25 protein-coding genes and 1 riboswitch are annotated in these 26036 nt (G+C 73.6%); of the genes, 17 read left to right on the top strand and 8 right to left on the bottom strand.

The window, feature by feature from the left end:
- Positions 1-15 precede the first annotated feature (15 nt).
- Both TOK_RS09830 and TOK_RS09825 read right to left on the bottom strand, forming a co-directional pair.
- Positions 16-666: a LytR C-terminal domain-containing protein gene (locus TOK_RS09830; RefSeq protein WP_098957485.1), complete on the bottom strand. Its 651-nt coding sequence runs from the start codon at positions 664-666 to the stop codon at positions 16-18.
- 57 nt (positions 667-723) lie between these two features.
- Positions 724-1029 carry a DUF3263 domain-containing protein gene (locus TOK_RS09825; RefSeq protein WP_098957484.1) on the bottom strand — a complete coding sequence of 102 codons (306 nt, stop codon included), beginning with the start codon at positions 1027-1029 and terminating at the stop codon, positions 724-726.
- 210 nt (positions 1030-1239) lie between these two features.
- Between TOK_RS09825 and TOK_RS09820 the strand changes: the two genes are divergently transcribed.
- Positions 1240-1812, top strand: coding sequence for a peptide deformylase (locus tag TOK_RS09820; protein ID WP_098957483.1), 573 nt, complete (start codon positions 1240-1242; stop codon positions 1810-1812).
- 3 nt (positions 1813-1815) lie between these two features.
- On the opposite strand, the gene TOK_RS09815 is transcribed toward TOK_RS09820, so the two are convergent.
- On the bottom strand, positions 1816-2457 hold the full coding sequence (locus TOK_RS09815) for a response regulator transcription factor (RefSeq protein ID WP_098957482.1): 642 nt from the start codon (positions 2455-2457) through the stop codon (positions 1816-1818).
- Positions 2454-3605 (bottom strand): sensor histidine kinase, encoded by a 1152-nt coding sequence (locus TOK_RS09810; protein WP_098957481.1) that lies wholly within the window; start codon positions 3603-3605, stop codon positions 2454-2456. The genes TOK_RS09815 and TOK_RS09810 overlap by 4 nt, the downstream gene beginning before the upstream one ends.
- Before the next feature lie 217 nt (positions 3606-3822).
- On the opposite strand from TOK_RS09810, the gene TOK_RS09805 reads away from it, so the two are divergent.
- On the top strand, positions 3823-4563 hold the full coding sequence (locus TOK_RS09805) for an ABC transporter ATP-binding protein (RefSeq protein WP_098957480.1): 741 nt from the start codon (positions 3823-3825) through the stop codon (positions 4561-4563).
- Positions 4564-4673: 110 nt separating this feature from the next.
- Positions 4674-6773 (top strand): ABC transporter permease, encoded by a 2100-nt coding sequence (locus tag TOK_RS09800; protein ID WP_141566333.1) that lies wholly within the window; start codon positions 4674-4676, stop codon positions 6771-6773.
- A gap of 54 nt (positions 6774-6827) precedes the next feature.
- On the opposite strand, the gene TOK_RS09795 is transcribed toward TOK_RS09800, so the two are convergent.
- A complete protein-coding gene (locus TOK_RS09795) occupies positions 6828-7262 on the bottom strand; it encodes a nitroreductase family deazaflavin-dependent oxidoreductase (RefSeq protein ID WP_098957478.1) in 435 nt (144 codons plus the stop codon).
- 140 nt (positions 7263-7402) lie between these two features.
- A riboswitch (TPP riboswitch) is annotated at positions 7403-7511 on the top strand.
- On the opposite strand from TOK_RS09795, the gene thiC reads away from it, so the two are divergent.
- The 5 genes from thiC (at position 7502) to TOK_RS09770 (ending at position 13842) form a co-directional block, all read left to right on the top strand.
- A complete protein-coding gene (gene thiC, locus TOK_RS09790; RefSeq protein WP_098957477.1) occupies positions 7502-9148 on the top strand; it encodes a phosphomethylpyrimidine synthase ThiC in 1647 nt (548 codons plus the stop codon). (Overlaps the previous riboswitch by 10 nt.)
- Positions 9149-9189: 41 nt before the next feature.
- A complete protein-coding gene (gene thiD, locus TOK_RS09785) occupies positions 9190-10005 on the top strand; it encodes a bifunctional hydroxymethylpyrimidine kinase/phosphomethylpyrimidine kinase (protein ID WP_098957618.1) in 816 nt (271 codons plus the stop codon).
- Between the two features lie 203 nt (positions 10006-10208).
- The gene (locus TOK_RS09780) at positions 10209-12479 is read left to right on the top strand and encodes a xanthine dehydrogenase family protein molybdopterin-binding subunit (RefSeq protein WP_098957476.1); all 2271 of its coding nucleotides are present in this window, start codon (positions 10209-10211) and stop codon (positions 12477-12479) included.
- 5 nt (positions 12480-12484) lie between these two features.
- On the top strand, positions 12485-13030 hold the full coding sequence (locus tag TOK_RS09775) for a (2Fe-2S)-binding protein (RefSeq protein ID WP_098957617.1): 546 nt from the start codon (positions 12485-12487) through the stop codon (positions 13028-13030).
- A complete protein-coding gene (locus tag TOK_RS09770; RefSeq protein ID WP_098957475.1) occupies positions 13027-13842 on the top strand; it encodes a xanthine dehydrogenase family protein subunit M in 816 nt (271 codons plus the stop codon). Before TOK_RS09775 ends, TOK_RS09770 begins: the two co-directional genes overlap by 4 nt.
- On the opposite strand, the gene TOK_RS35310 is transcribed toward TOK_RS09770, so the two are convergent.
- A complete protein-coding gene (locus tag TOK_RS35310; RefSeq protein ID WP_374754875.1) occupies positions 13779-14588 on the bottom strand; it encodes a response regulator transcription factor in 810 nt (269 codons plus the stop codon). The two genes, TOK_RS09770 and TOK_RS35310, sit on opposite strands and share 64 nt — an antisense overlap.
- A 40-nt stretch (positions 14589-14628) precedes the next feature.
- Between TOK_RS35310 and TOK_RS09760 the strand changes: the two genes are divergently transcribed.
- Entirely contained in the window at positions 14629-15102 is a 474-nt protein-coding gene (locus TOK_RS09760) for a peptidoglycan-binding protein (RefSeq protein ID WP_098957474.1), read from the top strand.
- A gap of 120 nt (positions 15103-15222) precedes the next feature.
- On the opposite strand, the gene TOK_RS09755 is transcribed toward TOK_RS09760, so the two are convergent.
- Entirely contained in the window at positions 15223-15870 is a 648-nt protein-coding gene (locus TOK_RS09755; RefSeq protein ID WP_098957473.1) for a response regulator transcription factor, read from the bottom strand.
- A gap of 69 nt (positions 15871-15939) precedes the next feature.
- Between TOK_RS09755 and TOK_RS09750 the strand changes: the two genes are divergently transcribed.
- The 4 genes from TOK_RS09750 to TOK_RS09735 all read left to right on the top strand — a co-directional run bounded on the left by TOK_RS09750 (position 15940) and on the right by TOK_RS09735 (position 20907).
- Positions 15940-17172 carry a sensor histidine kinase gene (locus tag TOK_RS09750; protein ID WP_098957472.1) on the top strand — a complete coding sequence of 411 codons (1233 nt, stop codon included), beginning with the start codon at positions 15940-15942 and terminating at the stop codon, positions 17170-17172.
- A gap of 150 nt (positions 17173-17322) precedes the next feature.
- Positions 17323-18018 carry a DUF6069 family protein gene (locus TOK_RS09745; RefSeq protein ID WP_216361915.1) on the top strand — a complete coding sequence of 232 codons (696 nt, stop codon included), beginning with the start codon at positions 17323-17325 and terminating at the stop codon, positions 18016-18018.
- A 196-nt stretch (positions 18019-18214) separates the two neighbouring features.
- A complete protein-coding gene (locus tag TOK_RS09740; RefSeq protein ID WP_141566332.1) occupies positions 18215-20167 on the top strand; it encodes an FAD-dependent oxidoreductase in 1953 nt (650 codons plus the stop codon).
- A complete protein-coding gene (locus TOK_RS09735) occupies positions 20164-20907 on the top strand; it encodes an SDR family NAD(P)-dependent oxidoreductase (RefSeq protein ID WP_098957470.1) in 744 nt (247 codons plus the stop codon). Before TOK_RS09740 ends, TOK_RS09735 begins: the two co-directional genes overlap by 4 nt.
- 64 nt (positions 20908-20971) lie before the next feature.
- Here TOK_RS09735 and mftM read toward each other — a convergent pair whose 3' ends face one another.
- On the bottom strand, positions 20972-21673 hold the full coding sequence (gene mftM, locus TOK_RS09730; RefSeq protein WP_098957469.1) for a mycofactocin oligosaccharide methyltransferase MftM: 702 nt from the start codon (positions 21671-21673) through the stop codon (positions 20972-20974).
- A gap of 257 nt (positions 21674-21930) precedes the next feature.
- Here mftM and TOK_RS09725 point away from each other — a divergent pair, with 257 nt between their 5' ends.
- The 4 genes from TOK_RS09725 to TOK_RS09710 are packed head-to-tail and all read left to right on the top strand — an operon-like array spanning position 21931 to position 26010.
- Positions 21931-23007, top strand: coding sequence for an iron ABC transporter permease (locus tag TOK_RS09725; RefSeq protein WP_216361914.1), 1077 nt, complete (start codon positions 21931-21933; stop codon positions 23005-23007).
- Positions 23007-23873, top strand: coding sequence for an ABC transporter ATP-binding protein (locus TOK_RS09720; RefSeq protein ID WP_098957468.1), 867 nt, complete (start codon positions 23007-23009; stop codon positions 23871-23873). Before TOK_RS09725 ends, TOK_RS09720 begins: the two co-directional genes overlap by 1 nt.
- Positions 23819-24790: an ABC transporter substrate-binding protein gene (locus TOK_RS09715; RefSeq protein WP_141566331.1), complete on the top strand. Its 972-nt coding sequence runs from the start codon at positions 23819-23821 to the stop codon at positions 24788-24790. The genes TOK_RS09720 and TOK_RS09715 overlap by 55 nt, the downstream gene beginning before the upstream one ends.
- The gene (locus TOK_RS09710) at positions 24787-26010 is read left to right on the top strand and encodes an MFS transporter (protein ID WP_098957466.1); all 1224 of its coding nucleotides are present in this window, start codon (positions 24787-24789) and stop codon (positions 26008-26010) included. The genes TOK_RS09715 and TOK_RS09710 overlap by 4 nt, the downstream gene beginning before the upstream one ends.
- Positions 26011-26036 lie beyond the last annotated feature (26 nt).

Below are 26036 nucleotides of genomic sequence, written 5' to 3'. Positions count from 1 at the left end.
ACCGGGGAGCGGACGTCAACGTTGCTGGTAGTCCTTGGTGACGATCACGATGATGCCGGGGGTGGCGTCCTCGATCCCGGCGAACCGGGCCTCGGAGCGCATGCCGAACTGGCGGGCCAGCGCATCGGCCGCGCCCTGCTCGGCGGTGCCGGGCCGGTAGTAGACCGTGCTCGTCGGGATGATGCCCTCGGAGTAGTTGCGGGCCTCGGTGACGTTCCACCCGGCCGACTCGAAGTCGGTCCGGGCGCGCTCGGCGAGGCCGCCGATCGTGCTGTTGTTGTAGACGCGGACCGGCGCCTTGAGGGTGTCGGGGCTGACCCCGCCCTCGGCGACCGCGCCGGAACCGGTACCACCGGCACCGCCTGCGCCGGCCGCTCCCGCGCCGCCGGCGCCGGGCTCGGTGGTGGGCGGGGCGCCGATGTTGCCGGTCGGGCCGAACGAGGGCAGCGGCACCGAACCGTCGGTGGGCGTGCCGCCCGCGCCGGGGCCGGGCTCCGCGGGGGCGGATGCCGACGTGGGCGCGGCCGCGTTGTTGCCGTCGGCGCCGTTCCCGTTGCCGAGCGCAGTCGTCGCCAGACCGATCACGCCGGCGACGATGCCGACGCCGATCAGCGCGAAGCCGCCGATCCGCAGCGGCGAGCCACCGGACGATCCTGGTGTGGTCACGACAACCTCCGGGTCGAGGAGAGCCGGTCGGCGACCGGATGCGTGATCACAATGGCGTCACCACGGCTCGATTCCCAGCCGACGCGCCGCACGGGTGCGCTGTCGGCTGGTACGCAGCCGGCGGAGCCGCTTCACGAGGAGCGGATCGGCGGCGAGCGCCTCGGGCTTGTCGATCAGTGCATTGAGGACCTGGTAGTAGCGGGTCGCCGACATGTCGAACAGCTCCCGGATGGCCTGTTCCTTGGCGCCGGCGTACTTCCACCACTGGCCTTCGAAGGCGAGGATCTCGCGCTCCCGGCGACCGAGCTCGTCGGCCGGGCCGGCTGCGGGGTCGACGACCCCGTGTTCCGTGGCGGACTCCATCACGCTCCTCGGGCGTCACAGCACATCGGTGCGCTGGGGGTGGCAGAAACGGAATCACACACGTGTCATTCCGATGAGTGATTCAACCACGCCCGGCCGACACGAACCGGGCAGGGACGCGCCACACCGAGGCATGAATCGTGCATCAGCCGACCGGGGAGACGACTGCCCGGAGCCGTCCCTCACAGGGACCGACACTAGGCTTCAGGGGTGACAGTTCGCCCCATCCGCATCATCGGTGACCCGGTGCTTCACACTCCTACGCGCCCTGTCGTGGAGTTCGACGATGCACTGCGTGAGCTCGTCGACGACATGTTCGAGACGATGGGCGCGGCCCACGGAGTCGGGCTGGCCGCGAACCAGGTCGGCGTCGGTCTCCGGGTGTTCGTCTACGACTGCCCGGACGAGCTGACGAGGACGATGGCCCGCGGCGTCGTCGTGAACCCGGTGATCGAGACCTCGGAGATCCCCGAGTCGATGCCCGACCCGGAGGAGGACGAGGAGGGCTGCCTCTCCGTCCCCGGCGAGCAGTTCCCGACCGGGAGGGCCGACCGGGCCACGGTCACCGGCGTCGACGTCGACGGGCAGCCCGTGGAGGTCGAGGGACGTGGGTTCCTGGCCCGCTGCTTCCAGCACGAGGTCGACCACCTCGACGGGCACCTCTACGTCGAGCGGCTGGTCGGGCGCAACCAGAAGGCGTCGAAGAGGATGCTCAAGGCCAACGGCTGGGGCGTGCCGGGGCTGTCCTGGGACCCGGCGACGCAGCAGGCCGAAGAGGTCTGACCCTCAGCGCAGCAGGCCCTGTTCCCACGCCCACGCCGCGACCTCGACCCGGTTGCGGGCGCCCAGCTTCGCGTGGACGTTCGTCAGGTGGGTCTTGACCGTCGACAGCGAGACGAACAGGTCGGCGGCGATCTCGGCGTTGGTGCGCCCGCGCGCCACGGCCCGCACGACGTCGAGCTCCCTGGGTGACAACGGGTCCGGCAGCCTCGGCGGACGCGGAGCCGGGGTCGTCAGGTGCTCGAGGAGCCGGACCGTCACCGACGGGGACACCAGGGCGTCACCCGCCGCGGCGGCCCGCACGGCCTCCACGAGCAGCCGCGGCCCGGCGTCCTTGAGCAGGAACCCGCAGGCCCCGGCGCGCAGCGCGCCGTAGACGTACTCGTCGAGATCGAACGTCGTCACGACGACGACCCGTGGCGGCTCGGGATCGGCGGTCAGCGCGCGGGTGGCCTCCAGGCCGTCGAGCTCGGGCATCCGGATGTCCATGAGGACGACGTCGGGCCGCAGCCGCCGGGCCCGTTCGACCGCCTCGACGCCGGTCCCCGCCTCGCCGACGACCTCGACCCCCGGCTCCGCCGACAGGATCAGCCGGAACCCGGTGCGCACCATCTCCTGGTCGTCCGCGACCAGGACGCTGATCGTCATCGTCCCCCCACCGGCAGCCGCGCCGTCACCGTCCACACCCCGTTGCCGGCGGGGCCCGCGTGCAGTGTGCCGTCGAGCGCGCCGACCCGTTCGGCCATCCCCGCCAGGCCGAAGCCCGGGGACGTCGACGAGCCGCTGCCCGCGCCGTCGTTGCGCACCCCGACGACGAGCTCGTCGGCCCGCAGCCGGACCTCCACCTCGACCCGCGTCGCCCCCGGGGCGTGGCGGCGCACGTTTGTCAGCGCCTCCTGCACGACGCGGTAGCCGGTCGCCGCGACGCCCGCCGGGAGCACGGCGTGCTCGAACCCCGGATCGGCCAGCAGCCGTACCCGGGTGCCGTCGGGGTCGAAGCGGCGCACCATCTCCGGGATGCCGCCCAGCTCGGCCCCGGGGGCACGGCCGCCCTCGCCGCCACGGAGCACCCCGACCATGGCGCGCATCGCCGCGAGGGCGTCGGCCCCCGCGGTCTCGATCGCCGCCAGGGCCTTCGCGACGTCGGGGTCCGCGGGCGCGACGACCCGCGCCGACTGCGCCGCCACCACGATCCCGGTGACCTGGTGGGCGACGACGTCGTGCAGCTCGCGGGCCAGCTCCAGGCGCTCGTCGGCACGGGCGCGTTCCAGCAGCGACGCCCGCCGCGACCCCGCCTCGCGCAGCACCAGCCCGATCGCGACCGTCCCGCCCCAGCCGAGTGCCGACAGGATCGTGTAGGTGGCGACGTTCGTCGGTACCTCGACCCGTAGGTACGGCGACGCGACGATCACGATGCCCGCCGCAAGCACGAGCAGTACGGCGGTGCGGTCGTCGGCGTGGCGCAGCGCCGCGATCGTGACGACCGCCAGCGCGAGCTGTTCCCCGAACGACATCGACGGCGCCTGCACGAGCAACCCGGCCAGCGTCGCGACGGCCGACACCAGATAGGTGACGACCGCGACGTGCCGGGCGTCGGCACCAGGGCGCCTGCGCAGCAGTACGACCACCGCGACACAGACCCCCGCGATCGGGGTCACGGCTCCCCACGGCAGGCCGTAGGAGACGGCGGTGAGGCAGTCGACCGCCAGCCACACGAGGTAGCCCGCGACCTCGACGGCCAGGCCGGCCCAGCGCATGGCGCGCAGCCGCCCCGCCCCGCCGGTCCCGCCGATCACCCGGTCAGCCTAGGTCCGGGCGCGACCCCGGCACCCTCGGCCGAAAGTACGAGGTGCCGGCCCCCGGATCGTCCCCGTGGCCGAGGCGCGCCCGACCTGTTCCCCGGCATCGTCGTGGCATGACGTTCTTGGAGACGATCGCCTGGGCCCTGGGGCTCGCGGTCATCGTCGTGATGGCCGCGCTGCCCCTGCTGGAGACGTTCGCGGGACGGTCCCGGTGACCGCCCCCGCCTGCGCGACGGCCGTGCAGCTGGTGAAGGTGCACGGCCGCGGGGGGTCGGCCGTGCGCGCCCTCGACGGGGTCTCGCTGCGCATCCCGGCCGGGCGGTTCACCGCGGTGATGGGGCCGTCGGGCTCCGGGAAGTCGACGCTGCTGCACTGCCTCGCCGGACTCGACACCGCGACGTCGGGGCGCGCCCTGCTGGGCGACACCGACCTGGGCGCGCTGTCAGACGCGCAGCTCACCGCCGTGCGCCGGGACCGGCTGGGGTTCGTGTTCCAGTCGTTCAACCTGTTGCCGCAGCTCACCGCCGCGCAGAACATCGACCTGCCCGCGCGGCTGGCGGGGCGCACGCCCGACCCGATGTGGCGGGCCTCGCTGCTCGACCTGCTGGGCATCGGCGACCGGCTCGACCACCGGCCCTCGGAGCTGTCGGGCGGACAGCAGCAGCGGGTCGCGGTAGCGCGGGCGCTGCTGGGCCGGCCCGAGATCGTGTTCGCCGACGAGCCGACCGGCAACCTCGACACCGCGAGCGGCCACGAGCTGCTCGACCTGCTCCGGACCTCGGTCCGGGAGCTGGGCCGCTCCGTCGTCATGGTCACCCACGACCCGGTCGCGGCGTCCTTCGCCGACGGGGTGCTGCTGCTGCGCGACGGTCGCGTCGCCGGTTCCCTGCCCGACCCCCGCCCGGAGACGGTGCTGGCCGCGCTGTCGTCGCTGTCGGGGGCGGCGGCGTGAGCACGGGGCCTGGGGGACGTGCCCCGCATCCGCGACCGGTTCCTGCACATCGGGGCGGGCCCGGCGGCGGCCCAGAACCCGGCGGCGGGCGTGGGGGAGGGCGGGCAGCCGTGGGGGTGCTGCTCGCCGACGCCCGCCGCCATCCGGGCCGCGTCGTCCTCACCGGGCTCGCGGTCCTGGTGGCGGCGTTCTTCGCCGCCGGCACGCTGCTGCTCGGCGGCACCCTGTCGACGACGCTGGAGGCCCGGTCGGTGGTGACGCCTGCGTCGGCGGCCGCGGTCGTCCGGGGCGGGGACCTCGACGCGGCCGCCGTCGCGGAGATCGCCGGCACGCCGGGTGTGACCGACGCCGTCGGGGTCTGGAGCGGGACGGCGCCGGTCGGCGGTGCGGCGGGCGCGGGGTCGTGGACGCTGACGTCGGACCCGATGACCGGGCCGCTGACACGCCTCACCGCGCCGCCCGTCGCGGGCCGGCTCCCCGCGGCCGACGACGAGGTTCTCGTCTCCGCGGCCACCGCCGCCCGCGGGAACGTCCGTCCGGGATCGGTGCTCACCGTCGGCGAGGGTCGCCTGACGGTCACCGGCATCGTGGACGTGCCCGGCGTCGGCACCAACACGATCGTCGCGACGCCGGGCACCGTCGCGGCGCTGGGCGGTTCGCTCGACCAGGTCGACGTCGCGGGCGCCGACCCGGCCGCGGCCGCTTCGGCGGTGCGGGCGCAGCTGCCCACCGACGCCACGGTGCGCACCGGCGACGAGCAGCGTGCGGCCGAGCGGGCCGGCGGCTCGGCGACGGCGACGGCCGTCGTCACCGGGGTGTCGGTGTTCACCGGGCTCGCGCTCGTCGCGGCGATGGTCGTCGTGGGGTCGACGTTCCGCATCCTGCTGACCCAGCGCCGCACCCAGCTGGCGTTGCTGCGGTGCGTCGGGGCGCGCAGCGGCGACGTCGTTCGCGCGGTGCTCGCCGAGGCGGCGGTGTCGGGGCTGGTCGCCGGCGTGCTCGGTGCGGCGGCGGCGGTCGGCGTCGGGGAGATCGTCGTCGCGGTGGTGGGTGGTGGGCCGCTCGTCGTGTCCTGGGGAGGGCTCGCGGGCTGTGTGCTGCTCGCCGTCGTGGCGACGGTCGTCGCCGCCGTCGGGCCGGCCCTGGCCGCGGGCCGCACCCCGCCCGTCGCGGCCCTCGGGGAGGCGGCGACCGGCGAGGCGGGTACGTCGCGGCGTGGCCGGCGGGTCGTGGTCGCGACGGTCGCCGCGGTGGTGGCGCTGCTGCTGGCGGTGCCCGCGCTGCTGGGCGGCGTCGGTGGTGCGCCCGGCCTGGTCGCGGCGGCAGCGTCAGGGATGGCGACGTTCGCGGCCCTCGTCGCGCTGGGGCCGTTGCTGATGAGCGGGCTCGCGGCGTCGGTGGGCCGGGTGGTCGCAGCGGTCGGGCGGGCGCCGGGCCGGATGGCCGTCGCCAATGCCGGTCAGGTGCCGCGGCGCACCGCCGCGACCGTCACGGTGCTGACGCTCGGCGTCGGGCTGACGTCGGCGCTGCTGGTGGGGGTGGCGAGCGTCGACGCGTCGGCGCAGCGGTCGATCACCGAGCGGCTGCCCAGCGCGGTGCAGGTGACGGCGGCCGACCCGCCGTCCACGCTCGCGAAGCTCGCTGCGGAGCCCGCGCTGCGGGTGCAGGAGCGGGGGGACGCGCTGCTGGTCGACCCCGCCCCGGGTGTCGACGACACCGCCCTGCGCGCGGCCGTCGACCACGCGCTGGGGCCGGCGTCGCCCGCGGTCGTCGTCTACACCGCGGACGTCCGCGCGGACCTGGCCGAGGAGCTCACGGTGCTGCGCGGTGTCGGGCTGGGCCTGGTGGGGATGACGGTGCTGGTGGCGATCGTCGGCGTGGGGGTGACGCTGACGTTGTCGGTCACCGAGCGGACCAGGGAGACGGGCCTGCTGCGCGCGGTCGGGCTGACCCGCGGGGGCGTGCGGGCGATGGTGGCGTGGGAGGCGGCGTGCAGTGCGCTCGCCGCCGCCGTGCTGGGCGTGGGCCTGGGCTCGCTGTACGGCTTCCTCGCGATCCGCGCCCTGGGGCTCGACGCGGGCGCAGGATCGCTGCCGGTCGCGGAGCTCGCCACGCTCGCGGCGGGGGTCGTGCTGGTGGCGGTGCTCGCCGCGCTCGCCCCGGCCGTCCGGGCGGGCCGGGTGACCCCGATCCGGGCCCTGACCGGCTGAGACGAACCTCGTGAGTGGCGATGGCCGCTACATCGACCATCGCCACTCTCCGGGTCAGGCGGGGTCGAGCACGAAGACGGGGATCTGGCGGTCGGTCTTGGTCTGGTACTCCGCGTAGGGCGGGTAGGCGGCGACGGAGCGCTCCCACCACTGCTCGCGCTCGGCGCCGTCGACCTCGCGGACCGTGTACTCGCCGGTGCCGGTGCCGTCCTGCAGGGTGACGGTCGGGTTGGCCCGCAGGTTGAAGTACCAGACGGGATGCTCGGGCGCGCCTCCCTTCGAGGCGACCAACGCGTAGTGGCCGTCGTTCTCGACGCGCATCAGCGGCACGTAGCGGAGCTTGCCGCTCTTCGCGCCCCTCATCGTCACCAGGACGACCTTCATGCCCTCGATGCCGACGCTGTCGGTCGTGCCCGTCTCGAGGATCTTCTCGGTCTGGTCGCGGACCCAGCCCTCGGGGCTCAGCTCCACGGCTTCGTCGGTTGCCATGTCCCTGACAACCACCGGGCCTGTCGCGATCTATTCCCTGCCCGCGCGCCCATCGGGGTGCGGTCGGCAGGCGGTGCCGTCCGGTCCTTGGGACGGGCCTGGTGTGCGCCGGACGGGCCGGGTTACCGTCGCAGACACATCTGAAGACACGCGGGAGCTCGCACGAGCGGGCTGAGAGGGCGGCTGTCTGCCGCCGACCGCAGAACCAGCCGGGTAATGCCGGCGAGGGAGGACGTCACATGACTCAGGACAGCTCCGTCCGTCCGCAGGTCACCACCGGCCCGATCACGGGCTCCCGCAAGTCCTACGTGGACGGCCCGGACGGGCTGCGGGTCCCGGTGCGCCGCATCGGCCTGACCAGCGGCGAGCACCTCGACGTCTACGACACCTCGGGTCCCTACACCGACGACACCGCCTCGGTCGACCTGGACGCCGGGCTCCCGGCGCTGCGCGCGGACTGGATCGCCGCGCGCGAGCCCGTCGACGGGGCGGTCACCCAGCTCGCTTACGCGCGCAAGGGGATCGTCACGCCCGAGATGCGGTTCGTCGCGATCAGGGAGGGGGTCGACGTCGAGCTGGTGCGCTCGGAGGTCGCGCGCGGACGTGCCGTGATCCCGGCCAACCGGTGCCACCCCGAGGCCGAGCCGATGATCATCGGGAAGCGGTTCCTGGTGAAGATCAACGCCAACATCGGCAACTCCGCGGTGCGCTCGTCGATCTCCGACGAGGTGGAGAAGATGGTGTGGGCCACCCGGTGGGGTGCCGACACCGTCATGGACCTGTCGACCGGTGCGGACATCCACACCACGCGGGAGTGGATCCTGCGCAACTCCCCGGTCCCGATCGGGACGGTGCCGATCTACCAGGCGCTGGAGAGGGTCGGGGGTGACCCGGCCGCGCTGACCTGGGAGATCTACCGCGACACGGTGGTCGAGCAGTGCGAGCAGGGCGTCGACTACATGACGGTGCACGCGGGCGTCCTGCTGCGCTACGTGCCGCTGACCGCGAAGCGGGTCACCGGGATCGTCTCCCGCGGCGGGTCGATCATGGCGGCGTGGTGCCTGGCGCACCACCGGGAGTCGTTCCTGTACACGCACTTCGCCGAGCTGTGCGACATCCTGCGCACCTACGACGTCACGTTCTCCCTGGGCGACGGGCTGCGCCCAGGCTCGATCGCCGACGCCAACGACGACGCCCAGCTCGCCGAGCTGCGCACCCTCGGCGAGCTGACCGCGATCGCCCGTTCCCACGACGTCCAGGTCATGATCGAGGGACCCGGCCACGTCCCGATGGACAAGATCGTCGAGAACGTGGAGCTGGAGGAGCGCTGGTGCGACGAGGCGCCGTTCTACACGCTCGGCCCGCTGGCCACCGACATCGCGCCCGGCTACGACCACATCACCTCGGCCATCGGCGCGGCCAGGATCGCGCAGGCCGGAACGGCGATGCTCTGCTACGTCACACCCAAGGAGCATCTGGGCCTGCCGAACCGTGACGACGTGAAGACCGGCGTCATCACCTACAAGATCGCGGCGCACGCCGCCGACCTCGCGAAGGGGCACCCGCACGCGCAGCGCCGCGACGACGCCCTGTCGCACGCCCGGTTCGAGTTCCGCTGGCACGACCAGTTCGCGCTCTCGCTGGACCCGGACACCGCGCGGTCCTTCCACGACGAGACACTTCCCGCGGAGCCGGCGAAGGCCGCTCACTTCTGCTCGATGTGCGGGCCGAAGTTCTGCTCCATGCGCATCACCCAGGACGTCCGGGACTACGCCGAGGCGCACGGGCTGACGAGCGTCGAGGCGATCGAGGCGGGGATGGACGAGAAGTCGCAGGAGTTCGAGGGCGCGGGCGGTCGGGTGTACCTCCCCGTGACGTCCCGGTGAGCGGATCGTTGCCGACGGTCGGGGTGACCCCGCCGCGGGTCATGACGATTGCGGGCACCGACTCCGGGGGTGGCGCGGGCATCGCCGCCGACCTGCGGACGTTCGCGGCGTGCGGGGTCCACGGCTGTCTCGCGGTGTGCGCGGTGACCGTGCAGAACTCCGTCGGTGTGACGGGCGTGCACCCGATCCCGCCGGAGACCGTCGCGGCGCAGATCGCCGCCGTCGCCTCCGACATCGGCCTCGACGCCGTGAAGACCGGGATGCTCGCCGGCGCGGAGATCATCGAGGCCGTCGCGGCCGCGTGCGACGCCAACGGCATCGGCGCCGCGCACGCGACGCCGCTGGTGATCGACCCGGTCGCGGCGTCGATGCACGGCGACCAGCTGCTGGCCGACTCCGCTCTCGACGCGTTCCGCGGCCTGCTCTTCCCCCGGGCCACACTGATCACCCCGAACCTCGACGAGGTGCGCCTGCTCGTCGGCATCGACGTGCACGACCGCGCCGGGCAGTACGAGGCGGCCAAGGTGCTGCACGGGCTGGGCCCGCACAACGTGCTGGTCAAAGGCGGGCACCTGGCCGAGGACGTCGACGGCTGCGTCGACCTGCTCTACGACGGGCACACGTTCACCGAGCTGCCGGGCCCGCGGTTCGCGACGGGCAACACCCACGGCGGTGGCGACTCGATGGCAGCGGCGATCGCGTCGGGGCTCGCGCGTGGGATGGTGGTGGCCGACGCGGTGGCGTTCGGGAAGCACTACATCGTCGAGGCCGTCCGCAACTCCTATCCGTTGGGTGCGGGTCACGGTCCGGTGTCGCCCTTGTGGACGGTCCGGGACTGGTGGAACGACGGCGCCTGAGCCGGTGACATGAGCCACGGACCACCCGGGAACAACGGACCGGGTTCCGCGGATGCGGAAATGATGCGGATGCATCACCTGCGTCTGCTGGTGAGCCTTGGCCGCGACAAAGGTTAGCCTCGGCTAATTTCGCTGGTCAGCGCGCAGCGTCGGACAATCCACGTGCCACCGGATGTGTCACGACGGGGCTAGTGTCGCGCTTGATGAGCATCATGGGGACGCGCGTCGTCCGTGTTGAGGATCCGGTGTTCCTCACACGGGGCGCGACATACACCGACGACCTGACCGACGAGCGGCTCACAGGGGCGCTGCACCTCACCCTGGTCCGTTCCCCGATCGCACACGCGACGATCACCTCGATCGACGTCGAGGCGGCCCGCGAGGCCCCCGGCGTCGTCGCGGTCCTGACCGGTGCCGACATCGACCTCGAGGCCCCGCTGCTGTTCGCGGGCGCCCCGAAGCAGATGGTCCGACCCTGGCTCGCCACCGAGCGCGTGCGCTTCGTCGGCGAGCCCGTGGCCGCGGTCCTCACCGAGGAGCGCTACCAGGGCCCCGACGCCGCCGAGCTGGTCGACGTCGACTACGAGCCGTTGCCGGCGGTCGTCGACGTCCGCGAGGCGCTCAAGGACGAGAACCTGCTGTTCCCGGACGCCGGCACGAACACGTGCAGCGTCTACAACAAGGAGGACCCGGACCCCGACTTCTTCGCCGACTGCGAGGTCGTCGTCACCCGGGAGATCATCAACCAGCGGGTCGCCGCGGCGTCGCTGGAGACGCGCGCCGCCTCGGCCGCCTGGGGTGACGACGGGCGCTGCACCCTGTTCGTCTCCAACCAGAACGCCCAGGGCGCACGCGACGAGGTGGCCGGCTGGCTCGGCGTCGACGCGTCGCAGATCCACGTCATCCTCCCCGACGTCGGTGGCGGCTTCGGCGCCAAGATCGGCGCCGACCCCGAGTTCGCGCTCGTCGCGTGGCTGGCCCGGCACACCGGCCGACCGGTCCGCTGGAGCGAGAGCCGTTCGGAGAACATGACCGGGATGGTGCAGGGGCGCGACCAGCGCCAGACCATCACCATCGGCGGCAGCCGCGACGGGCGGGTGAAGGCCTACCGGCTCGACGTCATCGCCGACGCCGGCGCCTACCCGCGCCTCGGCGTCTTCCTGCCGGTGTTCACGCGCATGATGGCGCCGGGCACCTACGACATCGAGAAGGTCGACTCGCGGGCGACGGTCGTCGTCACCAACACGACGTCGACAGCCGCCTACCGCGGCGCCGGTCGTCCCGAGGCCACCTCGGCGATCGAGCGGGCAATGGACCTGTTCGCCGCCGAGATCGGCATGGACCCCGCCGAGATCCGCAAGATCAACGTCGTCGCCCCGGAGAAGTTCCCCTTCACCACCAAGGGGGGCGTCGAGTACGACTCCGGCGAGTACGCCAAGGCCATCGACCTCGCGCTCGAGGCCAGCGACTACGCCACGCTGCGCGAGGTGCAGAAGGCCCGCCGCGAGCGGGGCGACGCCAAGCAGATCGGCATCGGCGTCTCGTCCTACGTCGAGATCACCGGTGGTGGCGCGTTCGCCGAGAACGCCTCGCTGGAGGTCCACGCGGACGGCACGGCGCTGGTCTGGACGGGCACGTCGCCCCACGGCCAGGGGCACGCGACGGCGTGGGCGATGCTCGCCAGCGAGCAGCTCGGCATCCCGGTCGACAAGATCACCGTGCGCCACGGCGACACCGACCACGTGCCCCGGGGTGGCGGCACGATGGGCTCGCGCAGCCTGCAGACCGGCGGCGTCGCCGTCCACCAGGCCTCGCTCGAACTCATCGACCTCGCCAAGGCGCGGGCCGCGGAGATCCTGGAGGCCTCGGTCGAGGACCTCGAGGTCGACACCGCCAACGCCGCGATCGTGGTCCGAGGTGCCCCCGGCTCGCCGACCGTCAGCTTCGCGCAGCTCGCCGAGCGTGAGGAGCTCAAGGTCCAGACGGTCTTCGACGGCAAGAAGGCGACCTTCCCGTTCGGGTCGCACGTCGCCGTCGTCGAGGTCGACACCGAGACCGGCAAGGTCACCGTCGAACGCATCTGGGCGGTCGACGACGCCGGGCCCGTGCTCAACCCGCTGCTCTGCGAGGGCCAGCGCCACGGCGGCATCGCCCAGGGCATCGCCCAGGCGCTGCTGGAGGAGGTCGTCTTCGACCCCGACGGGCAGCCGCTCACCGCGACCTTCGCCGACTACGGGTTCCCGTCGGCGGCCGAGCTGCCCAGCTTCGACCTCGTCACCATGGAGACGCCCACCCCCATCAACCCCTTGGGCTTCAAGGGGATCGGTGAGGCCGGGACCATCGGCTCCGCCCCCGCCGTGCAGAGCGCCGTCGTCGACGCGCTGTCGCACCTCGGGATCCGCCACATCGACATGCCGACCACCCCGTTGCGGGTCTGGGAGGCCATCCAGGACGCCGTGAAGGAGGACGGATGACCAACGTGAAGGTCGACATCACCGTCAACGGCCGCACCACGACCGACGACGTCGAGCCCCGGCTGCTGCTCGCGCACTACCTGCGCGAGAACCTCGGGCTCAAGGCCACCAACATCGGGTGCGACACCACGTCGTGCGGGGCGTGCACCGTGCTGCTCGACGGCGAGTCCGTCAAGTCCTGCACCGTGCTCGCGGTGCAGGCCGACCAGCTCGCGGTGACGACGATGGAGGGTCTCGCAGGCGAGAGCGGCGACTCCCTCGACAACCCCGTCACCGCCGCGTTCCGCGCCGAGCACGGCCTGCAGTGCGGCTTCTGCACCCCGGGCATGGTCATGGCCGTCACCGGCCTGATCGCCGAGAACCCGGACCTCGACGAGCGCGCCGTCCGCGAGGGGCTCGAGGGCAACCTCTGCCGCTGCACCGGCTACCACAACATCGTGCGGGCAGCGCTCGTCGCGGCGGGCAAGGACCCCGACGCCGAGCAGGAGATCGAGGCGGAGAGCGACGCCGCGCGCACCGCCCCCGGGTTCTCGGCCGGGAGTGGCTCGTGATCCCCGTCGGATTCGACTACGCCCGTCCCGACTCGGTCGACGGCGCGCTCGCGCTGCTGGCCGAGCACGGTGAGGACGCGACCGTCATGGCCGGTGGGCACTCGTTGCTGCCGGTCATGAAGCTGCGCCTGGCTGCGCCGGAGCTGATCGTCGACATCGGACGGCTGCGCGAGCTGAACTACATCCGGGTAGACGGCGACGAGGTCGCCATCGGGGCCGGGACACGCCATCACGACGTGGAGACCTCGGAGCTGTTGGCGACGGAGGTGCCGCTGCTCCCCGCCGTGGCACGCACCGTCGGCGACCCGCAGGTCCGCCACCGCGGCACCCTCGGTGGCTCGCTCGCCCACGGCGACCCTGCCTCCGACCTGCCCGCCGCGGTGCTGGCGCTGGACGCGACGATCGTCCTGCGCTCGCCGCGCGGGGAGCGCTCGGTGCCGGCCACCGAGTTCTGGACCGGCGTGTTCACCACGGCCAAGGAGCCCGACGAGCTGATCGTCGAGATCCGGGTGCCGCGCACCGGGACCGCGGGCTGGGCATACGAGAAGTTCACCCGCCGCGCCAACGACTGGGCCATCGTCGCGGTCGCCGTCGTCGACGGGCGGGTCGGGCTGGTCAACATGGGCTCGACCCCGTTGCGCGCCAGCGCGACAGAGGCCGCGCTGGCCGAGGGGAAGTCCATCGCGGACGCCGCCGCGCTGGCGGACGAGGGCACCGAGCCCCCGACCGACACCGCCGGCACCCCGGACTACCGCCGCAACCTCGCGCGGGTCCTGACCCGCCGCGCGCTGGAGACCGCCGCCGGTCGGTAGGACGCGCACTGCTCACGACGGCCCCCTGCCTGTCCGGTGGGGGGCCGTCGTGCGTCCCGCCCCCGCGCGACCTCCTGGCGCAGGAGCCCGTGCGACGGGCTCGCGTGCGTTGTTCGCCGAGTTCGACATGAGGCTGAGTTGATCATGGTCGGGTCCGGCCTCATGCCGAAGTCGGCGCAGGGGCGTGGTCGCTTCCGTGCAGGGCATGCCCGTCCCTGTGCCGGGTGTGGGACCTCGCCGGGTCGGTCGACGAGGCCCGCGTCCTGCGCCGCCGGGGCCGCCTGCGTCCGCGAGCGCAGCCCCAGCTCGGCCGGCACCCGCGACACGTGGGTCTTCGCCGCCGCCTCGGTGATCACCGGGTCGCCCGCGCTCGCGGCGTTGGACGGCCCGCGCCCGAGGCAGCCGAGGACGTCGCGCTCGCGTGTGGTGAGGTCGTCGAGCCCCGGGACCGCAGGGAGCCGGCCGCCGCGTACCCGGGCGTGACCGTCGCGTTCGGTCACTCGATGATCCGGTGGGCGGACGTCCGCATCGCGCACCGCTTCGCGGGCGGTCCGCCGCCGGGGTACGGGCCGGCCAAGGTCGCGCACGAGTGGCGTGAATGGCGGGAGATGCTGGTCGCCGCGGGCATCGCGCTCGTCGTGGCGTTCCTGATCGGTGTCGGTCGATCGGGGGACACGAGGGTCGTCCTGCACACCGGTCGGTCGGCCGACGGTGCGGAAGGCCCGTCGGGACGAACCTCGAGGCATCGGGGAAACACCCCCGGCACCGCGACAAGGAGCACCGGCCATGAGCACCCAGACCCTCCCCACCAGCACCCCCACCACCCCGGTCGACGGCAAGACCCGCACCCGCAGGATCGTCGCCTTCTCCGCTGCCGGCCTGGCCGTCGCGGGCATCGTCACCGGCCTGGTCATCGGCTTCGGCGGCAGCACCGCGCCCGCCGTCGACCCGGCGCCGCAGCTCGCGCCGATCTCGCACTCGACCGGCTACGTCCCCTCCCACAGCGTCACCCCGGTGACGCCGGCCGAGCCCGTCACCCCCGTCGCGCCCTCGGCCGCGATCGAGACCCTGCAGAAGGAGCTGGGTCAGCTCAACTACTACGAGGGCCCGGTCACCGGTGTCATGAACACCCAGACCACGCAGGCCATCACGTACCTGCAGCGTGACGCGAACCTGCCCCGGACGGGCACGATGAACGCCGCCACCCAGGCTGCGCTGACCAACTTCCTGGCCAACGGCAACAACCACATGGGCGGCTGAGCACCGACCCGCACCCCGGACAGCCCGCACCCCTTCGGGGGTGCGGGCTCCGTGCGTTGCGGCTCTCGCCGAGTTCGACGTGAGTGTGGTCCGGACCAGTCCTGTGTCGAGCTCGGCGGCTCACTCGACCAGGCCCCGCCGCATCCCCTCGGCGACGGCGGCCGCGCGGTCGGACACCCCGAGCTTCTCGTAGAGGCGCTGCACGTGCGTCTTGACCGTGCTGACGCCGATGAACAGCTCGCCCGCGACCTGCGGGACGGAGGCGCCGCGCGCGAACGCCTGCAGCACCTCGCGCTCGCGCTCGGACAGCGCCGGGCCGGTGCTCCGGGCCCGCATCCGGATCTCGCCGGCCAGCCCGGCCGCGAGCTCCGGCGGCACGACCGTCTTCCCCTTCGCGACGTCGAGCACCGCCTCGACGATCTCGGCGCGCGTGGAGTCCTTGGCCAGGTACCCGGCGGCGCCCTCCTGCAGCGCCTGGAACACGACGGCGCTGTCGGTGTGGGCCGACAGCAGCAGCACCCGCGTCGGCAGGCCGTCGCGCACCGCGGCCCGCACGACGCCGAGCCCGTCGATGTCGGGCATCTCGTAGTCGACGAGCGCGACGTCGGGGGAGTGCTCGCGGATGGCGTCGAGCGCCTGGCGCCCGTCGTCGGCCTCGGCCACGACCTCGACGCGCCCGCTCGTCGTCAGGCCCCGGGCGACGCCGTCGCGGAAGAAGGGATGGTCGTCGGCGACGACCACACGTACTCGGGCGTCCGACGACTCCATCGCGCCAGCATAGGGATCCCGGGGTCCGCAGTGGAGACTGCGCGAGCAGAACCCCGATACGGAGGACCCATGCCCGTCGCCGGAGAACCGGACCCCATCGGTCCCGACGTCATGCGTGTCGCGATGAACCACGCCCGCCGCGGGGTGAACCTGCAGGTCACGCTACGCGGGGTGCTGGTCGCGTTCGTCGCGCTGACGGTGGCGTTCGTGCCGCCCGCCCACGACGTCCTCGCCTGCGCGATCGTCGCGGGCGGGTACGCGTTGTGGGCGCTCGCGGTGTACGTGTGGACCCGGGGCGGCGGCAGCGACGCCCCGGTCCGGCTGGCGTGGGTCGCGTTGTTGATGGACGTGCTCGTGCTCGGCTCGCTGACGTTGCTGACCGGGCTGTCGACCCCGCAGAGCTGGACCTCCGACGTCTTCGCCGCCGGTTTCCTGCTCATCCCGGTACTGGCCGCCACCCAGCTGCGGGCACAGGTCTGCGCGGCCGTCGCGGGGGCGACGCTGGTGGCCTACCTGGCGGCGGCGATCGCCACGCAGGAGGCCAACGCGGAGCCATGGGGGTCGCTGCTGCTGCGGACGGCGATCGTCGCCGGGGTCGGGCTCGGCTGCGTGGGGCTGTCGCGGATCCAGCGCTCGCGCGTCGAGACGATCGGGCAGCTCGTCAACGACCGCACCGACCTGCTCGACCAGCTCACCGGCATCGAGGAGCACGAGCGCCGGGTGCTGTCGGAGAACCTGCACGACGGTGCGCTGCAGTACGTCCTCGCCGCCCGCCAGGACCTGGAGGATGCCCGCGACACCGGCGACGCCGGGGCGTTCGACCGGATCGAGGAGGCGCTGCGGGAGTCCTCGCGGCTGCTGCGCACCACCGTCTCCGAGCTGCACCCGGCCGTCCTCGACCGGGCCGGGCTGACCGCGGCGCTGGGCGATCTCGTCCGCACCGCCGCGGGCCGGGCCGGGTTCGCCGGTGAGGTGTCGACGGACGGCTGGACGCAGGAGCGCACCCCGCTCGACGGGTTGATCTACCGGACGGCGCGCGAGCTCGTCGGCAACGCGGCGACGCATGCGAAGGCGTCGACGCTGCGGCTCTCGCTGGCCCGGCTCGACGACCGGGTGCGGCTCGTGGTCGCCGACGACGGGATCGGGCTGCCGACCGATGCGATGGCGTCGAGCCTGCGTCGTGGCCACATCGGTCTGGCCTCGCACCGGGTGCGCATCGAGGCCGCGGGCGGCACGTTCACCGCGTCGCCGAACACACCGTCGGGCACGGTGGTGACGGTCGAGCTCGCACTGCCGCTGTGAGTGGCGAAGGCCGGTGGGGCGTGTCCGTCGATCGGGGGACAGCGGCGTCGTCGTGCGCATCGTGCGGTCGGCCGACGGTGCGGATCCGTTGTGCGCGAGAGCCTTGAGGCATCGGGGACGAAGCCCCGCAGACCGAATGAGGCGAGTGCGATGAGCACGACGATGGACAACCGCTACTGGGACGGCGACACCGAGCGCATGGCGCCGGTCGGGCACCAGGTCCGCACGGCCGTCCCGCCGCGGCCGATGGCGCAGGAGCAGGGCAGCGTGCCCGGCACCCGGTTCGCGTCGCAGCACGAGTACGGCGCCCCGCGCGACTTCGGCGGCGAGCAGCGCTACGGCTACGACGGCGCCTCGACCGCCCTGCCGCCCGCCCGGACCGCGATGGTGCAGCCGGCCGAGCCGGTCGAGCAGCGCCCGGTCGTCGACGCCACCCGGCTCTGGTCGGGCGGGCTGGCCACCGCGATCGTCGCGGCCCTGATCGGACTGGTCGGGGTGCTGGTCGTGCGGGTCGCCTTCCACGTCGCGCTCTACGCCCCGGCCGGTGCGGCGACGCTGGGATCGTCGGCGGCCGTGACGACGCTCTGCCTGGTCTCGGCGGCCGCCGCGCTCGCCGCGACGGGTCTCGCGCACCTGCTGCTGATGTCGACGCCCCGCCCGCTGGCCTACCTCGGCTGGATCGTCGGCCTCGCCACCGCAGCTGCCACGGTGATCCCGTTCCTGGGCGCCACCTCGATGGCGGTCGCCACCGCCGCCGCGGTGATCCACCTGGTGATCGGGCTGGCCATCGGCAGCCTGGTCGCGGGCTCGGCCGCCGCCGCCTCCCGGGGCCGCCGGCTCCACTGACCCAACGGGTCAGCGGCTCCACTGATCGGGTGTACCGAGACCTGATCGCGACACCGACCCGGCACTCTCGACCTCGCGCCCTCGCACCGGACCCACCAGCCCGGTGCGGGGGCGCCCTCTCATGTCGTAGTTAGAACCTTGACTACGCCTTCCCTCGCGGGGCAGTGTCGGTCCGTCCCGAGCGAGGGAGGCAACGTTGGCTCCACCACCACTCACCCGCCTGTTCGAGCCCATCGACATGGGGAACGTGCGGCTGCGCAACCGGATCGTCATGGCCGGTCACGGCAGCCGCTTCGTCGATCCCCACGAGCACGCCCTGTCCGAACGTCAGGCCCACTACCTGGCCGAACGCGCGCGCGGCGGCGTCGGGCTGATCATCCAGGGATCGGGCATCGTGCACCCGACCGGCCTGACCTTCGGCGGCATCAACCAGGTCTGGGACGACGCCGGCATCGCGCCCTACGCCCGCGTCGTCGACGCCGTCCACGAGCACGGCGCCGCGATCTTCGCCCAGCTCTCCCACCTCGGACGACAGGGCAGCGGCTTCCCCAGCCACCGCGAGCTGTGGGCGCCCTCGGCGCTGCCGGACCCGTCGAGCCGCGTCGTCCCGCACGCCATGACCCACGCCGACATCGAGGAGCTGGTCGAGTCCTACCGGTCGGGCGCGCGGCGCTTTCTCGCCGCGGGGTTCGACGGCCTCGAGGTCTACATGGCCCACGGCTACCTGTTGTGCTCGTTCCTGTCGCGGTTCAGCAACACCAGGACCGACTCCTACGGTGGCAGCCTGGAGAACCGGCTGCGGCTGCCATTGCGGGTGCTCGCCGAGGTCCGCGAGGTCGTCGGGCCGGACGTGCCCGTCGGCATCCGGGTGTCGGGCGACGAGTTCGTCCCCGGCGGCCTGGAGATCGACGAGAGCCGTGAGATCGTCGCCCGGCTCCTCGACGCCGTGCCGACCCACTATGTGAGCGTCAGCCAGTCCAACTATGCCTCGATCGACCGCCAGATCCCCGACATGAGCTACCCGCGGGCGCCGTTCGTGCACCTCGCGGGCTCGATCCGGGAGGTCACGGGCGGGGTGCCGGTGTTCGCGGTCGCGCGCGTCGTCACCGCGGAGAAGGCCGAGGAGCTGATCGTCGACGGCACCGCCGACCTGGTGTGCCTGGTCCGGCCGCTGATCGCCGACCCGGAGCTGCCGCGGAAGGCGAAGGAGGGCCGGCTCGACGAGATCCGCCCGTGCATCTCGTGCAACGTCGGCTGTCGCGGCGGGCCCCACCGCGGGGTGCCGGTCGCGTGCCTGGTCAACCCCGTCGTCGGGTTCGAGAAGCAGTGGGGTGGAACGCTTCCGGTTGTCGACGAGCCGCGCCACGTCGTGGTCGTCGGCGGCGGGCCGGGCGGGCTGAAGACGGCCGAGACCGCCGCCCTGCGCGGGCACCGCGTCACGCTGCTGGAGGCCACCGACCGGCTCGGCGGGCAGGTGCTCGTCGCCGCGGCGGCGATGCCGTACCGCGACGAGTTCGCCGAGGCCACACGGTTCCTGGAACGTGAGGTGCGGCGGTTGGGGGTGTCGGTCTCCTTGTCGACGCGCGCCACAGCGTCGTCGATTGCGGCACTGAACCCCGACCTGGTCGTCGTCGCCACCGGGTCCATCCCGGGCACGCCCCCGATCCCCGGCGGTGCGCGGGCGGTCAGCGCCCACGACGCGATCCTGTCCGGCGTCCGCGGGGAACGCGTCGTCGTCCTGGACTCCGGTGAGGCCGACTGGAAGGTCCTCACCACGGCCGAGCGGCTCGCCGCGGACGGACACGTCGTCACCGTCATCACGCCGGTCCCCGCGGGGGCCGAGCTCGACGCGTTCTCCCGGCCGCCGATGATGCGCCGCCTCGGCGCGGCGAAGGTCCGAATCCGGGAGAGCCACACCGTCCTCGCCATCGAGGAGGGCCGGGTGCTCTCGCGGGACAACTGGACCGGTGAGCAGGCCGTCGACGAGGCCGACGCGGTCGTCGCCGCCTGGTACGGCGTGGCACAGGACTCGCTGGTCGGAGCGCTTGCCGCACAGAACATCCAGGTCCGGGCGGTGGGCGACGCGCTCGCCCCGCGCCGGGCCATCGACGCGATCTGGGACGGATTCAGAGTGGGGGTCGAGGCATGAAGACGGTGCTGGTGACGGGGGCGGGCGGCGGGATCGGCGCGGGCATCGCGCGGGTGCTGGCGAAGCGGGACTGGCACGTGGTGGTGAACGACGTCTCCGCGTCCTCGTGTGACAAGGTCGCGGCCGACATCGGCGGAACGGCGCTCCCGGGCGACGTCACCGCCGACCCGGCCGGGCTGGCCGAGGCGGCGCTGGCCGTCAACGGGCGGCTCGACGGGCTGGTCAACAACGCTGGGATCATCCGCCGCGGCCCGCTGTCCGACCTGGACCCCGCCGACGTCGACGCCGTGCTCGGGGTCAACCTGCGCGCCGTCGTCGCGTTGAGCGCAGCCGCGCTGCCGCACCTGTCCGCGGCGGGCGGGGCGATCGTGAACATCGCGTCGATGGCGGCGGAGGTGCCGCAGCTCAACGGCGGGCTCTATGCCGCGTCGAAGGCCGGGGTCGTGTCGTTCACGCGGCAGGCGGCCGTCGAGTGGGGCGCGGAGGGTGTGCGGGTCAACGCGATCGGCCCCGGCATGATCCGCACCGAGATGGCGGAGGCCGTCTACGCCGACCCCGTGATGTACGAGCGCCGCCGCGCGCTGATCCCCGTCGGGCGGATCGGGGCGCCGGAGGACATCGGTCGGGTGGTCGCCTTCCTGCTCTCCGACGACGCCGCCTACGTCAGCGGCCAGCACGTCCTGGTCGACGGCGCCCTGACCCAGACCCTGATGGCGCACTTCCCGCAGCCGCCCTGCTGACATCGAGACCGACAGGAGTGCTGCCCCGGGTGCCGCGGACAGCACTCCTGTCGGTCTGGGTGGGTCAGGCCTCCACGACGAGCCAGCCGCCGTGGTGCCCGGCGACCGTGAACGGGCGGCCCGTGAGCGCGCCGAGCGCGCGCAGGGCGTCGAGGTCGAAGCGGCGGACGTGGCCCCAGGTGCGGTCGGGCTCGTCCTCGAACGGCACCGCGACGACCACCCGGCGTCGCGCGACCCTCAGCATCTCCTCGAGCACCTGCTCCCCGGCGGCGGGCGGCAGGTGTTCGAGGAGATGGACGGCGAGCACCGTGTCGGCGGAGGCGTCGGCGAGCGGGACGGCGGTGGCGTCACCGGCCAGCGCCCGGACCGGGCGGCCCAGGCGTCGTGACATCCGGGCGAGCAGCGCGGCCGTGCCGGGCACGAGGTCCAGCGCGGTGACGTCGTGTCCCGCCGCGGCGAGGCGCAGCGACAGGAACCCGAAGCACGACCCCAGTTCGACGACGTCGGTGCCCACCGTGAGCGCCGCCGCCCGCTCGTGGACGGGCGCGATCTCCGCGCAGGTCCCGCCGACCCGCCCGCCGACCTCCAACGCCGCGAGGGTGTTGCGGTAGAAGGCGAGCCACGCCTCGTCGGGGTCCTCGGCGGCCGCGGTGACGACGGCGACGAAGGCCGCCTCGAACGCCTCCGGCGACAGCACCCCCGGTGCGACGAGGGTGCGCGCGAGCCAGCCCGCGAGGTCGTTGTCCAACCGGTCGAGGGTGATCATGGGCACTCCTGGGGTCGCGACGCACCTGCGCCGCAGGCGTTCCCGACGCTAGGGCGCCGCCGTGCCCGGAAGGGGCGAAACCGTCCGCCCGGCCCCGCGCGACTGTCCGACCGGACGGGCACCCCACCGCGCCCGCGGGTGAGGCAGGCGTCACTCAGTCGATATTGACTATCGTTTTCATATAAACGTAGGGTCGCCCTGTCGGACCACGAGCTGCGCACCACCGTCGGCGCGGGCGACAGGGATGCGAGGGCACGGTGACGTCAGCAACGACGGAGGTGGGTGCGGCCCCGCGCACGGGCCCGCGCTTCGCCGCGCCACGCCGGTTCGGCGCGCTCTGCGCCGGGCTGCTCGTCGCCACGGTCGCGGTCGCGGTGCTCGGGGTCGCGATCGGCGCGGTTCCGGTCCCGCCGTCGACCGTCCTCGGCGTCGTCGCGCACCGGCTCGGACTCCCGGTCACCCCGCCCGACCCCGTCCTCGACCAGATCGTGTGGACGTCCCGGCTGCCGCGCGTCCTGCTCGCGGTGCTGGTCGGCGGAGGCCTCGCCGTGGCGGGAGCCGTGATCCAGGCGGTCGTCCGCAACCCGCTCGGCGACCCCTACCTGATCGGCGTCGTCCCCGGTGCCGGGCTCGGCGCGGTCACCGTGATCGTCACGGGAGCGGCCACGCTCGGAGGCCTGACCCTGTCGGCGGCCGCGTTCGTCGGGGCGCTGTTCGCCTTCTCCCTCACCTTCGCCCTGGGCCGCAAGGACGGGCACTGGCCACCGGCGCGGCTCGTCCTCGCGGGCGTCGCGGTCGGCTACCTCGTCTCGGCCGTCACCTACTTCCTGCAGACGATCGCCACGCCCACCCAGGTCACCCGCGTCCTGTTCTGGACGTTGGGCAGTGTTTCGAGCGCTCGGTGGGCCGACCTCCTGCTCCCCGTGATGGTCGTGACCCTCGCGACCGCGTGGCTGCTGCTGCAGGGCCGTCGTGTCGACGCACTCGTCAACGGCACCGACGTCGCCGCCTCCCTGGGCCTGGCCGTCGGCCGGTTCCAGCTGCAGCTCATGGTCGTGGTCGCGCTCCTGACCGGAACGCTCGTCTCGGTGTCCGGGGGGATCCTGTTCGTCGGGCTCGTCGTGCCGCACGTGGCCCGGCTGCTCGTCGGGGCCGCGAACCGTCGAGTCCTCACCGTGTCGCTGCTGCTCGGGGCGGTCTTCCTGCCGCTGGCCGATCTCGCCGCCCGCACCGTGCGCGCGCCGGTCGAGCTGCCCATCGGGATCGTCACCGCCGCGGTCGGGGCACCGTTCTTCCTCTGGCTGCTGCGCTCGTCGGGCCGGGGGAGCGGCTGATGCGAGTCGAGGCCGACGGGATCGACGTCGAGATCGCGGGGCGCACGATCGTCGCCGGGGCCGTGCTGCGCGCGGTGCAGGGGACGGTCGTCGGGCTGCTCGGCCCCAACGGTTCGGGCAAGACGACACTGCTGCGCACCCTGCACCGGGCGCTGCGCCCGGACGCCGGAACCGTCCGGGTCGGCGGGGACGACGTCTGGGGGCTGTCCCCGCGGGCCGCGGCGCGACGCACCGCCGTCGTCATGCAGGACGACCCCACCGACTTCGAGTTCACCGTCCGCGAGGTCGTCGAGCTGGGCCGGGTGCCCCACCAGGGGCTCGTCCGCCGCGACGCCGCCTCCGACGCCGCGATCGTCGACGACGCGATGGTCACCGCCCGGGTCGACGGGCTCGCGTCGCGCCCGGTCGCCACCCTGTCCGGCGGGGAGCGGCAGCGGGTGTTCCTCGCCCGGGCGCTGGCCCAGCGCACCCCCGTCGTCGTGCTCGACGAACCCACCAACCACCTCGATGTCCGCGCCCAGGTCGACCTGCTCGACCTGTTGCGCGGTCTGCGCGTCACCGTCGTCGCCGCGCTGCACGACCTCAACCTCGCCGCCGCGTACTGCGACGAGGTCGTCGTGCTCCGCGACGGGCGCGTGGTCGCCCACGGCCCCGTCGGTGACGTCCTGGAGCCGGACCTGGTGCGCCGCGTCTACGGCGTCGACGCCGCGCGCGCCATCAACCCGCTCACCGGGCGCCCGACGTTCATGTTCGCCCCGCTCGCACCCGCCCGGCCGGCGTCCCGCCGCACCCCACCCCCCGAGGAGCACCCGTGCCCGTCCCCCGCAGAAGCCGTCTCGCCGTCGGAGCAGTCGTCGTCGCGATGACGCTCGCCGGCTGCGGCGACGCACCCACCGCGCCGGCGTCGGGCACCCCCGCGGCCGCGGGCTTCCCGGTGTCGGTCATCCGTTGCGGACACGTCTCGACGTTCACCGCGCCGCCGGAGCGAGTCGTCCTCGGCTGGGCGACGTCGGTGCGGACCCTCGACGCCCTCGGCATGGCGCGGAAGGTCACCGGCTACGTCAGCGGCGCGAACGCGCAGCTGCCCGCGGGGTTCACCGCGACCGAGGTGTCGCCGGACTTCAAGCCTGCCAAGGAGGCGCTGCTCGCGGCACGGCCCGACCTGTTCCTGGCCAACGACGAGAACCAGCTCTCCGGCGCCGAGGGTACCGCGGGCTGGGCCGACCTCGAGGCCGTGGGAGGCAAGGGGTTCGTACTCGGCGGCTACTGCCTCGACACGCCCGCCCCCGCGACGCTGGACGCCGTGTACACCGACATCCGGGACCTCGGCGCGGTGTTCGGCGTGCGGGACCGGGCGGACACGATCGTCGCGGACCTGACCCGCCGGGTCTCGGCGGCGGCGGCGAAGAGGGGCACGGTGGCACCGGCGCGGGTCGCGGTCGTACAGGTCTACGACGGGAAGGTCTACGCTCTCGCCGGTTCGTACTACAACGCGATCCTCGACGGCGCGGGCCTGACCAACGTGTTCGCCTCGCTCGGGCAGAACTTCGCCGAGATCAGCCCCGAGCAGGTCCTCACCGCGAAGCCCGACGCGATCGTCGCCGTCCACGAGGAGGCCGGTGGCGCAGGTGCGGCGGTCGACGCGGCGCGGACCGCGTTCGCCGCCACACCGGCCGTGGCCGCGGGCAAGGTCGTCGCGATGTCGAACGTCGACATCAGCGGCGGCGGGGTCGACATCGTCGACCTGGTCGAGCAGGCGGCCACCGCGGTCTACGGCCCGTGACGGGCGCGGGCACCCGGGAGCTGTTGGCGGGCAACGCGTCGTTCCGTCTGTGGCTGGCCTCGGACGTCGTGCGGACGCTCGGGTTCGCGGTCAGCACCGTCGTGCTGCCGATCCTGGTCTACGAGCGGACCGGCTCGCCCGTGCAGACCGGGTTGCTCGCGGCGCTGCGCGTCGTGCCCTACCTCGCGGTGGGGCTCGTCGCGGGCGCGATCGCCGACCGTGTCGACCGCAGACGTCTGCTGATCGCCATGACCCTCGTCGAGGGGCTGGCGATGACGACGATCCCGGTGGTCGACGCGGTCACCCCGGTGCCGATCGTCCAGATCTGGGTGGTGACGCTGGTCGGGTCGACCGCGTTCGTGTTCGCCGATGCGGCCGCGTTCGGGGCGCTTCCGACGATCGTGGGCCCCGAGCGCCTCGCCGCCGCCAACGGGGTGCTGCTCGCGGTCGTCTCGGCGGCGATGATCGGCGGTCCGGCGATCGGTTCGGCGCTGGTGGCGACGGTCGGCGCGGCGTCCGCGATCTGGGTCGACGTCGCCGGGTTCGCGCTGGGGGCGTTGCTCCTCACCGGGGTGCGCGGCTCGTTCCGGGAGCCGCGGATCCGGGCGACCCTGCGCTCCCACGCCGCGGCCGGCCTGCGGTTCGTGGTGTCGGACCGGACGCTGTGCGTGCTGCTCGTCGCCGGGTTCGCGCAGTCGCTGGCGATCGGCGCGGTGGCGGGGCAGCTCGTCGTCTACGCCGTGGAGGGGCTGGGGATCGCGGAGGTCGACGCCCGGGTCGGGTGGCTGTTCTCGGCGGGCGCGGTCGGCACGCTGCTCGCGGGGCTGGTGTTCGCCAGGCTGTTCGACGTCGGCCGGGTCCGGCTGCTCACCCCGGGCGCACTGCTCGTCGGCGCGGGGGCGCTGGCGGTGCTGGCCGCCTCCGGTGGGCTGTGGCTCGCCGCAGCCGGCTACCTGCTGTTCGGGGCCGCGACACAGATCGCCATCAACACCGGCATCACCTACCGCCAGCTCGTCAGTCCGCCGGGGCTGGTGTCGTCGGTCAACGTGATCGGCCGGATGGTCGCGTGGGGCGGCAACCCCTTCGGTGCGATGCTCGCGGGGTTCGTCGCCGCCGCGGCGGGGGTGCGGACGGCGTTCTGGGCGGGCGTCGTCGTTCTCGCGGTCACGGCCCTCGCCACTGCCGTGTGCCTCCCCGGCCGAGGCCCGCGACGGTCGTGAGTGGCGATGGTCGCTACAGCGACCAT

The sequence above is a fragment of the Pseudonocardia sp. N23 genome (assembly GCF_002583555.1).
In the GTDB taxonomy this organism is placed as follows: Bacteria; Actinomycetota; Actinomycetes; order Mycobacteriales; family Pseudonocardiaceae; genus Pseudonocardia.
The sequence above is the reverse complement of the archived record's forward strand: the minus strand, read 5'-3'. Positions and strand labels throughout refer to the sequence as shown.